Origin of the sequence: Streptomyces sp. CC0208 (genome assembly GCF_003443735.1) — a bacterium.
GTDB classification, from domain to species: Bacteria; Actinomycetota; Actinomycetes; order Streptomycetales; family Streptomycetaceae; genus Streptomyces; species Streptomyces sviceus.
The window spans coordinates 5,357,087-5,368,957 of record NZ_CP031969.1 but is presented as its reverse complement, the minus strand read 5'-3'; the positions used below and the strand labels follow the sequence as shown (position 1 = coordinate 5,368,957).

Here is an 11,871-nt window from a genome sequence, read left to right as displayed (position 1 = left end):
CCTTCTGAAAGTCCATTCGGTCACCACAAACTACCCGGGCGCACTGACAGCGCGTGGTGCGGGAGCCGAGTGGACGCCCAGCCGTTATCTGAGGTCAGACGGCATCGAGGGGGCAGGGCAGCATCCAGGGCAGCACCTTGCGCAGCAGGCCCCTCTCGCGGCCCGCCAGGAGCTCGGGCGACAGCCCGGACTCGCGCGCGGCGGTCACCTGCAACGCCCCGAGCAGCGCGTTGGCCGAGGTGTCCGAGCCGGAGACGGCCACCCCGAACCAGCCCAGGACCGGCGACAGGAAGGCCAGTCCGGCGCAGGTTCATGACGTACGCGAGCGCCGGCACGGAGGTCACGGTGAGGATCGCGAGCCTCAACTCATGGACGGTCGCCGCCCATTCGCGGACCGCCACACGCGCGTGCACGCCGAGCACGAGCACCGCGAGGATCCCCGCGAACAGCACGAGGGTGCCACCGGTGGAGACGACCGGCCAGGTGAAGACGTTGCCGCCGACCGGGTCCCCGTCGGGGTTCACGACGTCGAGGATGGGCCGGTCGTACATCCGGGTCGCCTTCGCGAGCCAGTCCTTGAAGGCCGGGATCTGCGCGATCGAGAAGATCACGACGATCAGCGCGTACGGCGAGTAGGCGCGCGGGACTTCACCGCGGGGGTCGGTCTCACCCAGGTCCTCCAGGTCCTCGCTGCGCGCGCCGGTCAGTACGGACGCGCGCGTATGGACTCGTCGGCCGGTGCGCGTGCGCGTGGGACGGCGACGAGGGTCCCCGCGCCCGCCAGGGCGGCCCTGATGTCGGCCAGTTGGGCGGAGACGTGGTGGGAGGCCGCGAACTGGGCGACGGCGAAGGCGACTCCGCGGACCAGGGCGGGCACCCAGGTCTCGCGCAGGCCCCGTTTGCCGTCGACCAGGAAGACCACCGGCAGGGGCACCACGAGGGCCGGCAAGGGGGTCTGACGGCCCACCACGGACGCCACGTGGCCCAGCGGCAGCCCGTTGACCTGAGCCAGCGTCACGACCGGTGTGCCCATGGCGCCGAAGGCGACCGGGGCGCCGAACCCGGCGAGGGCCTCCAGGAGCGCGCCGAAGCAGAAGGCGACGACGAGGGGCCTGGACGAGAGGCCTGGACGCGCGGGTCGTCGGAGAGCCGCCCGAAAGAGCGGCGCAGGATGTCGAAGTGCCGGGAGCGGACGGTCATCCGGTACACCCGCAGGGCGTTGACGACGATCCACCGGATGGGGAAAAAGCCGAAGACTGCCCCTGGGTGGCGCTGAGAGGGTCTGGCCGCGGCAATGGCCAAAGGGGGGCGGGCCGAGCGACCAGAGGGCCGCCAGAAGGCCTGTGAGGCCCGCCAGGTGCGCCCTCACGCGCACGCCGCCGAGAAGGAAGAGGACGATCACGAGAGGCAGGGCCGCGACCACGAGGCGGACAACCCGGGAGAGATCACACGGGAAGCGGTTTCTCAGTTCGCCTTGCGGAGTGGTCGTGTCCGCGCCCAGGCCCTGTCACCGGGCGGGCGCCACCGACTGGACGATCAGGTCAGTTGTCGGGAGAGCGCAGCACCCGGAGATGACCGCGGCGCGCGACCTCCATCGGGTCGGCCCGCCGGGCACCGCCGGCCTCGGCGGCGCGCTCCTGCGGACGGGCCGCCTCACGCACGGCGTTGGCAAGCGCTTCCAGATCGTCCCCGCTGGGCCGGGCCGGGGCCGAGCCGTCGAGGAGCCGGACGACCTCCCAGCCGCGCGGGGCGGTGAGGCGCTCGGAGTGCTCGGCGCACAGGTCGTAGCAGTGGGGTTCGGCGTAGGTGGCGAGCGGGCCGAGGACCGCGGTCGAGTCGGCGTAGACGTACGTCAGCGTCGCGACGGCGGGACGGCCGCAAGCGGTGCGCGAACAGCGACGTACAGGGCTCACGACGTTGGACGGTACCGCACTCTTGAGCGGGCCGCGACGACTCTCCCCCAGGTCACTCCACCGTGTCGTGCTGTGAAACGCCCCACACGCCACTCCGATCACACCGCCATGACCTGCGCCGACATCCGGTTTCGAGGGGTCGAACAGACCTGAGGCCGCTCACCACTCGGGACAAACCATGTCAATCACCTTGGGATCGCCGGTCTCGGAGAGATACGGAATCGAGCCCAAGCTTGGCTGGAATGGTCAACTGCCGACACGCCGTACGAGGCGGCCGTACGTCGTTTCGGACCGCTTCCGGGGTACCGCGTGGGGGCCGGGCGCGCGAGTGCGGCGAGGATTACCCTTCACCAGTGATGGACAACCCCGTACCGCCCCGTGCCACCGGCCCCGGGCCCCGCCGCCGTGATCGCCACGGACGAGGCATGCGCGGCCCGATCGCCCCGCCGCAGGTGCCGCTCGCCGCAAGCCGGGCCGAGGCGTTCGCGGACCTGGTGCAGGACTCGGTGGAGCGCCTGGAGCGGCGCTGGCCGCAGCTCGCCGACATCGATTTCCTGGTCCTGGAGGTGCCTCGGCTGGACGGGCAGTCCTGGAACGACGAGGCGGTGCCGCTCGGCGGGACGATCCCCGCACGTGAGGGGCGCCCCGCGCGCGTGGTCGTCTACCGGCGTCCGGTGGAGATCCGCACCAAGGGGCGCGACGAGCGGGCGGCGCTGGTGCACGAGGTCGTCGTGGAGCAGGTGGCCGAAGTGCTGGGGCTCACTCCCGAGACCGTCGACCCCCGGTACGGCGAGGACTGAGCCGCCCGCGGATCGCCCCGCACTACTTCTGGAGCACCGACAGGTCCTCGTCCGCGTCCGGCACGGCCACCATGCCCCGGTCGTTCGGGAGGGTCTGGATCGTGAAGCCCGGGATGCCGTCCTCCGTCGCCGCCAGGGTGCGGGCGCCGTAGACCGGGCCTCCCGAGACGTGCTCCACCGTGAGGGCGTACGTGCCCTTGAGGCCGGTCGGGGTCGGGGCCTCCACGTTCTGCGTGGTGCCCGCCTTGAGGGTGAACGTCTTCGAGACGGCCTCGCCGCCCTCGCTGCCCGCCGAGGCCGTGACCTTGACGGTGGCCCCGCGCGTGGGGGCGGTCAGGGAGAGCGTGGTGCCCTTGGCGCTGTTGTCGGCGACCGTCGCGCGCGTGCCTACGGGACGCGTGGCCGGGATGAAGGCCGTTTCCTGGTCGTCGCCCTTGCCGCGGACGACCCGCAGCGCGGCGACCACGGGCACGGAGGTGTCGGTGGGGGTCAGGACCAGCGAACCGGCCTCCCCGCGCGTGACGTCGCCGAGGTCGGCGGAGGCCGTCATGCCCGCCTTCACGTGCAGCGTCTCGTTGCCGGCCGGGGTGATCAGACCGGACGGGGACGCGAGCTGCACCTTCAGGTCGGCGTCGGACTCGCCGGGCGCGAAGGCGACCAGGCGCACGGCGGTGGCGTCCTTCGGGATGCCGGGCAGCACCAGGCTGCCGGACGGGTCGGTGGACGCGGCCAGCCAGTCACCGCCGAGCTTGTCGTCCAGCGCCTGCACGGCCGCGCCCACGCGCCCGCTGCGGACGTTCACATGGACGGTGAGGTTCTCCTGCTTCTCCTCGGTGAGCGTGGACAGCAGGATCGGGTCGCTGGAGTGCGGCGCGACGGTGATGCCCTCCCCCAGGGTGGAGTCCAGGGCGCCGTCCTTGCCGTAGAGCTCGATGTCGACGACGGCGGCGGAGTCGTCGGGGTTGGTCAGGTGGACGTAGTCGGTGCGGTCGGCGGCCGTGCTCGCGCCCGGGAACCAGAACTCCGTGTCGGGCGCGGAGCAGTTGACGCCCTGCAACCCGCGTCCGGAACCCGCCGCGACCTCGGTGGTCTCCTGGACGGTCCAGCCGGGCGCGAACTTGCCCTCGGCGGTGCCGACGAGGGCCGGCGCGTCACCGCCGGAGGTGTCACCGGTGGCGGGCTTGCCGGGCTCCTGGGGTTCGAGGACCGGCTTGTCGGCCTTCTTCCCCTTGCTCTGGCTCTTGCCCTTGCTCTTGCTCTTGCTCTTGCTCTTGCCGTCCGACTCCTCGGCGGCCGCCTGGAGTTCGGCCTTGCCGCCGCTGCCCGCGTCCTTGGTGACGGGCGTGAAGGACGTGTACGACGTCTCCGCTATGTCGGAGGTGCTGGGCGAGGGGCACAGCAGGCTGGTGCGCTCCACGGGCAGCTCGGCGGCCGTCCTGGCAGTGGGGGCGGCCTCCGGTGAGCTGAGCGTGGCGAACCCGGTGACGGCGGCGAGCGCGGCGGTGCCGGCGATGAGGGACACGGTGGTGCGGTTCACTGCTGACTCCCGTCGGGGCGCTCACTGCCGGTGGGGTCCGGGTGCTGCTGCGCCGGGTCGTACGCGGGATCGTAGCCCTGGTCGTACTGCTGCTCGTACTGGCCGCCGTACGTCTGGTCGTACGACGTCTGCTGGTTCTGCCCGCCGTAGGCGTACGGGTCGTACTGGCCGCCCTGGTACGGGTCCGCCTGGTACGGCTGCTGGTCGTAACCGCCCGCCGGGTACTGCTGGGCGTTCTGGTACTGGTCGCCGGTGTACGTGCCGTACTCGGCGTTCGCGTAGTTCGGGGCGTCCCAGTCGCCGTAGGACTGCTGCTGCGGGACCGCGGCGGGGGCCTCCTGCGGAGGAGCCGGGAAGTCCTCGGGGGCGGGCGTCTCCTCGGCCTCGGCCTGGGCGCGCAGCCGGCGGGCGCGGCGGCCCTCGCCGGCCACGGGCTCGGCCGGGATCGCCGGCTCCTCGGGGAGGTCGTCGTCGACGTCGCGGCGGCGGCCGGGCAGGGCCATCACCACGAGGACGACGGCGAGGAAGCCCTGGATCCACAGCCAGAGGGTGTGGGTGAAGGGATCGTCGAAGGTGACGTCCAGCTTGCCGCCGGAGGCGGGCAGTTCGAAGCCCTGGGCCCAGCCGTCGACCGTGGTGGCAGTCAGCGGCTTGCCGTCCAGGGTGGCCGTCCAGCCCTCGTCGGCGGTGTCGGCGAGGCGCAGGATGCGGCCGTCGGCGCCGGACGGGATCGTGGTGTGGAGGTCGACGGGGCCCGCGGCCACCGGCTGCGCGGTGCCCGGACCGGACTTCGTGACGATCGTCGCGCGAGCGACCTCCTGGTCGACCCGCCACAGTCCGCTGCCGTCCTGCTGGCTGAGCCGGGTCAGGCCGGGAGTGGCGTCCAGCACGCGTGTGACCTCGCGGGGCGCGCCCTTGTGGACGAGGACGTACCGCACGGCGAAACCGCCGAGCTGGTTGGCCTGGTCGGCGCCGGAGCCGGCGACGAGGTTGGCGACGACCTTGTCCAGCTTGCCGTTCTCACCGTCGGCCGCGGCGAGTTCGGCGTCGCCGAGGCGGGCGCCGGAGCCGCGCACCAGCATGTAGCCGACGTGGGCGGTGGAGTCGCTGTCGAGGACGAGGGTGCGGGCCTGGTCGCGGGTGCCGCTCTCCTCGGCGACGAACGCGGGCACCTGTACGGGGTCTCGGCGCTCCAGCGGTCCGTCGGCGCCGCCGATCATCCAGCCCGCGGCGACGAGCAGCGGGCCCGCGGCGGAGGCGAAGGCGATCAGCGCGGCGACCGGCTGGCGCCAGCCGAAGCTCTGCTCGGCCACCCGCGCGCGTGCCCCGTCGGCGCCGAGCACGGCCGCGGCCAGCAGGGCGAGACCGTAGACGAGGGTGGCGGGGCCCGCCCAGGTCGAGTCGTTGGACAGGACCGCGAAGACGAGGCCGACCAGGGCCACCGCCCAGGCCGTCCAGATGCCGAACTGCCGCTCGGTGCGCAGCAGGGCGGCCAGCGCGGCGAGCACCACTCCGATGAGCATCAGACCGTCGACGGTGCCGGGTCCGCCGGGGCTCGCGCCGAGCAGGTCGAGGGCAGAGGCGCTCGAAGAGCCGTACTCGAGACCCGCCTGCTCGAAGAAGCCGAACGGGAGCAGCGTCAGCGACCAGGGTGCGAGGACCAGCAGGGGGACGCCGAACTGGGCCAGGAAGCGCAGGCCGTAGGCGGTGATGTCGGTGCGGCGCACGACCAGCAGGGCGATGCCGAGGATCAGCGTGATCGGCCAGATGATCGGCGTGAACGCGGTGGTGATCGTGAGCAGGAGGGCGAACGCCCAGGTGGCGCGCCAACTGCCACGCGCGCCCGTGCTGTTCGTCAGCCCGGCCGCCGCAACGCCCGCGCGCGCGAGGAGCGGCAGCAGGACGGCGAGGACGGCGGTGCCGACCCGGCCGCCGGCGAGGGCGCCGGTGGCGGCGGGCAGGAAGGCGTAGACGACGGCCGCCCACGCGCGCAGGAGGCGGGACTCGACGAGCGGTCGGGAGGCGAAGTAGGCCGTGAATCCGGCCAGCGGCACCGAGCAGACCAGCAGGACGGTGAGGGCGAGACCGGTCGAGCCGAACAGCACGGAGGACAGCGCGGCGATGATCGCCAGGTAGGGCGGCGCCGACGGGGTGCCACCGGCGCCGACCGCGTGCCACGCGTCCGCGTAGCGCGCCCACAGCTCGCTCGCGTCGGCCGGGGCGGGCAGCAGGGCGCCGCCCGCGAGCGCGCCGCCGCCCAGCAGGTTGCGGCAGGCGACCAGGGCGACCAGCAGCAGCGCGAGGAAGAGCACAGGACCCGGCTTGCGGGCAATGCGCTTGAGGCGGGCGAACTGCTCGATCTCCAGGAACTCCGCGTCGTCGCCGCCGGGCCCGGACTCGATGCCACCGCCATGGCGTCCGGCCGTGGAGGTCTCGGCGTCGGAGCCGCCGAAGAGGTTGCCCGCGACCTGCTCCACGGTGGCCCGCACGGTCGCGCCGGGCGGCGGGAACAGCTGTCTGAGCTCGGCCTTGTCGACGACGGGCGCGCCGCGCTTGCTGCGCCCGGCGATGATCCGCTCGGGCCGCAGCAGGGTGCCGAGGAGACCGCGGATCTCGTCGAGGGCCTGTCCGGGGACCTTGCCGACGAGGTAGGCGACGGTCCGCAGCAGGGTGCCGACGACCAGGCGCACCAGCACCCAGGGCAGCGCGGCCGTACGGGCGTTGACGAGCAGGGTGTAGGCGGCGCCGGCCTTGTCGACCTTGTGCGGGGAGGCGGTGGTGCGCCCCGCGCAGTCGACGGCACGGCGCTCGCGGGAGGCCGCCTCGGCATGGCGTACGACGGCCTCGGGGGCGATGAGGACGCGGTGGCCGGCGGCCTGGGCGCGCCAGCACAGGTCGACGTCGTCGCGCATGAGGGGCAGGCGCCGGTCGAAGCCGCCGAGCTGCTCGAAGAGGTCGCGGCGGATCAGCATGCCGGCGGTGGACACCGACAGCACGGACCGGACGTGGTCGTGCTGGCCCTGGTCCTGTTCGCGGCGGTCCAGGCCCGTCCAGCGGCGGCCGGAGTTGGCGATGGAGACGCCGACCTCCAGGAGCTGCCGCTTGTCGTACCAGCCGCGGAGCTTGGGGCCCACGACGGCGACGTCGTCGCGGCCGAGCTCCAGTTCGTTGTCCACGACGCGCAGCAGCTGGGCCAGGGCGTCGGGCTCGGGGGCGCAGTCGTCGTGCAGCAGCCACAGCCACTGGACCGGCTCGCCGTGCGGCAGTTCCGGCAGGTCGTAGGCGTCGTCGCGCCAGGTGCGCGTGACCGGGTCCCAGCCGCTGGGGCGCTTCAGGTACGGCAGCTCGTCCGGGGTGAGGACGGGGGCGGTGCGGTTCGCCTCCTCGACGGCCTGGCCGAAGCCGGTGCGCCGGGCGAGGTGCAGGACCCGGTCGGCGCCGAGGGCGTCGGTGACCAGCTGGGCGGAGTCGTCCGCGCTGCCGGTGTCGGCGGCCACGGCGAACTGCACGGGACGCTCCTGGCCGAGCAGCCCGGCGAGCGCGTCGGGCAGCCAGCGGGCGCCGTCGTGGGAGACGAGCACCGCGGTCACCACATGACGCGGGAACTCAGGAGTGGCAGCGTGGTCTTGGGCTGCCGTGTGGCTGTGCACGGACATCGAGGTACGGGCCCCGGTTCGGTGGACTGCGGTGGACGCCTGTGCCCTGAGGGGGCGACGAGGCGTCTCGGACGAGCGCCCACACTATCGGCTGGGCAAGACGGCGGCCCGCCGCCTGTGGATAACCCAGGTGCGACGGGCCGTTCGGTTGCGTACGAAAAGTGTGGTGGAGCGTGTCTCGGGTCAGACGGCGGCCTTCTTCAGCCTGCGGCGTTCGCGTTCCGACAGGCCGCCCCAGATGCCGAAGCGCTCGTCGTTGGCGAGGGCGTACTCGAGGCACTCGGAGCGGACCTCGCAGGACAGGCAGACCTTCTTGGCCTCGCGGGTGGAGCCGCCCTTCTCGGGAAAGAAGGACTCGGGGTCGGTCTGGGCGCACAGCGCGCGCTCCTGCCAGCCGAGTTCCTCGTCCGCGTCGTCGACCAGCAGTTGCTGCACCAGCTCGGTCATGTGCGCCCCTCGTCTGTCTTCGCGTCCCCGTGTGACGGCCGTTACCGATTTCGGCTGAACGACACGAGTGAAATTACAAGTGTGCTGCTCCGGGCGAGTCAAGCCGAGATCTGCTATTGGGCCCCTTATTCACTCTGCGGAACCAAGGCCTTGCTGAAAGTGTTCAAATCGGCATAAACCTTGACAAGCAGATGAGGCCCGAGAGGGCTGCCGAGCCGCGCCAGGCTTTTCGGCCTGTACATGGAAGGACGCCCGTCAGTTCGAACTCGTTCCGTACGCGTGCGGGGAAGTCGTGCGAAGTCGCGCGGCCCGTGCGCCCGGTTGTGCGCACCTTGTGTCCCGGTCACCGCCTGCACAAACCTTTCACCTCGGAGACGGACCGGATGAGGTGAAACTTGTCCCACTTTCAGGGTGTCGAGTTGACAGTGAAGGTGTCAGCCGCTGTGCTTGTGGGCATGCTCGCGAACTTGGCACTCACCTCGACCCGCACGGCGGGGTCCCATGGTGCTGCCCGCGCTCGCTGTAGCTGTTGTTGCTGTTCCAGCTGTTGAGCCCAACGCGCTCCGGCTGCTCCTGAGTCCACCGTGACTCGGCTGCTTGTGCCCCGCCCGCACCCGGGCCTTCCTGTCTTCCCGTGATCCGGGCGGACGGTACGCGACACCCAGCCGCCCCCACTCTTCGCCGAGGACCCACCGCACCCCATGAACAGCGACAACGACCTCCAGATCGCCGGCGACCTCCTCGAGGTCCCGCACCTCCTCCAGGCCCCCCGCGAGCACCCGGCCACCGTCGCCGAGTTCGCCGGACTGGCCCGCTCCGTCGCCGCCGACCGCTCGCAGTGGGCGCACCTCGTCCAGTACGACGCGACCAGCCGCTGGTACCACCGGCTGCGCACCGGACCCGGCTACGAGGTGTGGCTGCTGTCCTGGGTCCCCGGCCAGGGCAGCGGGCTGCACGACCACGGCCGTTCCTCCGGGGTCCTCACCGTCCTGGAGGGCACGCTGACCGAGCGGACCGAGCGGAGCACGCGCGCGCTGGGCGCGGGGTCGCAGCGGGTGTTCGCGCCGGGGTACGTCCACGAGGTCGTCAACGACGCTCTGGAGCCGGCGGTGAGCCTGCACGTCTACTACCCGGGCCTGACCGAGATGCCCATGTACACCGCCTGCACTGCTCCGGAGTCCTACGACGAGGTGGACGTCGTCACCGCGTGACCGGTTGTCGTACTCGCCTGCAAGACTGGCTCCCATGCGAATCGTGGTTCTGGCAGGCGGCATCGGCGGTGCCCGTTTCCTGCGTGGTCTGAAGCAGGCCGCGCCGGACGCGGACGTGACGGTCATCGGCAACACCGGGGACGACATCCACCTCTTCGGGCTGAAGGTCTGCCCGGACCTCGACACGGTGATGTACACGCTCGGCGGCGGCATCAACGAGGAGCAGGGCTGGGGGCGGGCCGACGAGACCTTCCACCTCAAGGAGGAGCTCGCCGCGTACGGCGTCGGGCCGGAGTGGTTCGGGCTCGGGGACCGGGACTTCGCCACGCACATCGTGCGGACGCAGATGATCGGTGCCGGATACCCCCTGAGCGCGGTGACCGAGGCGCTGTGCGACCGGTGGAAGCCGGGGGTGCGGCTGATCCCGATGACCGACGACCGGGTCGAGACGCATGTCGCGGTCGAGATCGACGGGGAGCGCAAGGCCGTCCACTTCCAGGAGTACTGGGTGCGGCTGCGGGCGTCCGTGCCGGCCCACGCGGTCGTGCCGGTGGGCGCTGAGCAGGCCAAGCCGGCGCCGGGGGTCCTGGAGGCGATCGCGGAGGCGGACGTGGTGCTGTTCCCGCCGTCCAACCCCGTCGTGTCCGTCGGCACCATCCTGGCCGTGCCCGGGATCCGCGAGGCGATCGCCGAGGCCGGGGTGCCGGTCGTGGGCCTGTCCCCCATCGTCGGGGACGCGCCCGTGCGCGGCATGGCCGACAAGGTCCTCGCGGCGGTCGGCGTCGAGTCCACGGCCGCGGCGGTCGCCGAGCACTACGGCTCGGGACTCCTTGACGGCTGGCTCGTCGACACCGTGGACGCGGGCGCGGTCGACCGGATCGAGTCGGCCGGCATCCGCTGCCGGGCCGTACCGCTGATGATGACCGACCTGGACGCGACCGCGCGGATGGCCCGTCAGGCGCTGGAGCTGGCGGAGGAGGTGCGCGGAGCGTGAGCGAAAGCGCTACCGAAGCCGACGGCTACCGGGTCTGGGCCGTTCCCGGTCTTCCCGAGGTGCAGCGGGGGGACGACCTGGCCAAGATGATCGCCGCCGCCGAGCCCGGGCTGGCCGACGGGGACGTCCTCCTCGTCACCTCGAAGATCGTGTCCAAGGCGGAGGGGCGGGTCGTCGAGGCGGACGACCGGGAGGCCGCGATCGACGCCGAGACCGTACGGGTCGTGGCGCGGCGCGGGCCGCTCCGGATCGTCGAGAACCGGCAGGGGCTCGTGATGGCCGCCGCCGGGGTGGACGCCTCCAACACCCCTTCGGGGACCGTGCTGTTGCTGCCCGAGGACCCAGACGCGTCCGCGCGGGCGATCCGGTCCGGGCTGCGGGACGCCCTCGGCGTCGACGTCGGGGTCCTCGTCACCGACACCTTCGGGCGGCCGTGGCGCGCCGGGCTCACCGATGTCGCGATCGGCGCCGCCGGAGTGCGGGTGCTGGACGATCTGCGGGGCGGGACGGACGCGTACGGCAATCCGCTGAGCGCGACCGTGGTGGCGACGGCCGACGAACTGGCCGCCGCCGGTGATCTCGTCAAGGGCAAGGCCGCCGGGCTGCCCGTCGCCGTCGTGCGCGGGCTGGCGCACGTCGTGGCCGGGGAGCACGGGCAGGGGGCGCGGGCCATGGTGCGTGACGCCCGCGACGACATGTTCCGGCTGGGGACCTCGGAGGCGGTGCGGGAAGCGGTCGCCCAGCGTCGCACCGTACGGGCCTTCACCGACGAGCCCGTCGACCCCGGGGCCGTGCGGCGGGCGGTGGCGCTCGCGGTCACCGCACCCGCGCCGCACCACACCACGCCGTGGCGGTTCGTGCTGCTGGAGTCCGAGAGCGCGCGGACCGGGTTGCTGGACGCCATGCGGGACGCCTGGATCGCCGACCTGCGGCGGGACGGGAAGTCCGAGGAGTCCATAGCCAAGCGGGTGCGGCGGGGCGACGTCCTGCGGAACGCCCCGTATCTCGTCGTGCCCTGTCTGGTGATGGACGGGTCGCACACGTACGGCGATGTGCGGCGGGACGCGGCCGAGCGGGAGATGTTCGTCGTCGCCTCGGGAGCCGGGGTGCAGAACTTCCTCGTCGCGCTGGCCGGGGAGCGGCTGGGGTCGGCGTGGGTGTCGTCCACGATGTTCTGCCGCGAGGTGGTGCGGGAGGTGCTGGGGCTGCCGGAGGACTGGGATCCGATGGGGGCCGTGGCGGTGGGACATCCGGCGGAGGAGCCCCGGCCCCGGCCGGAGCGGGACGCGGGGAGCTTCATCGAGGTGCGGTGA

General features: G+C 72.6%; 8 protein-coding genes and 1 pseudogene. 4 read left to right on the top strand and 5 right to left on the bottom strand.

Annotated elements, in window-relative coordinates; genetic code table 11:
* Nucleotides 1-124: 124 nt before the first annotated feature.
* Together D1369_RS24715 and D1369_RS24710 are read right to left on the bottom strand one after the other, a co-directional pair.
* Nucleotides 125-1,468 (bottom strand): annotated as a pseudogene (locus D1369_RS24715) (L-lactate permease); the annotation flags it as partial.
* 73 nt (nt 1,469-1,541) lie between these two features.
* Nucleotides 1,542-1,913 (bottom strand): DUF3499 domain-containing protein, encoded by a 372-nt coding sequence (locus tag D1369_RS24710; protein ID WP_020120748.1) that lies wholly within the window; start codon nt 1,911-1,913, stop codon nt 1,542-1,544.
* 356 nt (nt 1,914-2,269) lie between these two features.
* Here D1369_RS24710 and D1369_RS24705 point away from each other — a divergent pair, with 356 nt between their 5' ends.
* Entirely contained in the window at nt 2,270-2,713 is a 444-nt protein-coding gene (locus D1369_RS24705) for a metallopeptidase family protein (RefSeq protein WP_086023204.1), read from the top strand.
* Between the two features lie 22 nt (nt 2,714-2,735).
* Here D1369_RS24705 and D1369_RS24700 read toward each other — a convergent pair whose 3' ends face one another.
* The 3 genes from D1369_RS24700 to D1369_RS24690 form a co-directional block, all read right to left on the bottom strand.
* Nucleotides 2,736-4,250: a DUF5719 family protein gene (locus D1369_RS24700; protein ID WP_007382476.1), complete on the bottom strand. Its 1,515-nt coding sequence runs from the start codon at nt 4,248-4,250 to the stop codon at nt 2,736-2,738.
* Nucleotides 4,247-7,906 (bottom strand): glycosyltransferase family 2 protein, encoded by a 3,660-nt coding sequence (locus D1369_RS24695; RefSeq protein ID WP_118082608.1) that lies wholly within the window; start codon nt 7,904-7,906, stop codon nt 4,247-4,249. The genes D1369_RS24700 and D1369_RS24695 overlap by 4 nt, the downstream gene beginning before the upstream one ends.
* Before the next feature lie 183 nt (nt 7,907-8,089).
* The gene (locus D1369_RS24690; RefSeq protein WP_003990679.1) at nt 8,090-8,353 is read right to left on the bottom strand and encodes a WhiB family transcriptional regulator; all 264 of its coding nucleotides are present in this window, start codon (nt 8,351-8,353) and stop codon (nt 8,090-8,092) included.
* A 701-nt stretch (nt 8,354-9,054) separates the two neighbouring features.
* Here D1369_RS24690 and D1369_RS24685 point away from each other — a divergent pair.
* From D1369_RS24685 to D1369_RS24675, 3 genes are read left to right on the top strand one after another with little or no spacing between them, the layout of a single operon-like run.
* Nucleotides 9,055-9,564 carry a cysteine dioxygenase family protein gene (locus tag D1369_RS24685; RefSeq protein ID WP_007382478.1) on the top strand — a complete coding sequence of 170 codons (510 nt, stop codon included), beginning with the start codon at nt 9,055-9,057 and terminating at the stop codon, nt 9,562-9,564.
* A 34-nt stretch (nt 9,565-9,598) separates the two neighbouring features.
* Nucleotides 9,599-10,558 (top strand): 2-phospho-L-lactate transferase, encoded by a 960-nt coding sequence (cofD, locus tag D1369_RS24680; protein WP_007382479.1) that lies wholly within the window; start codon nt 9,599-9,601, stop codon nt 10,556-10,558.
* Nucleotides 10,555-11,871: a coenzyme F420-0:L-glutamate ligase gene (locus D1369_RS24675; RefSeq protein WP_007382480.1), complete on the top strand. Its 1,317-nt coding sequence runs from the start codon at nt 10,555-10,557 to the stop codon at nt 11,869-11,871. The genes cofD and D1369_RS24675 overlap by 4 nt, the downstream gene beginning before the upstream one ends.

Coding starts and splice junctions, on each gene's coding strand:
- D1369_RS24705 (WP_086023204.1), top strand. CDS start 2,270: ATGGACAACCCCGTACCGCCCCGTGCCACCGGCCCCGGGCCCCGCCGC.
- D1369_RS24695 (WP_118082608.1), bottom strand. CDS start 7,906: ATGTCCGTGCACAGCCACACGGCAGCCCAAGACCACGCTGCCACTCCT.
- D1369_RS24685 (WP_007382478.1), top strand. CDS start 9,055: ATGAACAGCGACAACGACCTCCAGATCGCCGGCGACCTCCTCGAGGTC.
- cofD (WP_007382479.1), top strand. CDS start 9,599: ATGCGAATCGTGGTTCTGGCAGGCGGCATCGGCGGTGCCCGTTTCCTG.
- D1369_RS24690 (WP_003990679.1), bottom strand. CDS start 8,353: ATGACCGAGCTGGTGCAGCAACTGCTGGTCGACGACGCGGACGAGGAA.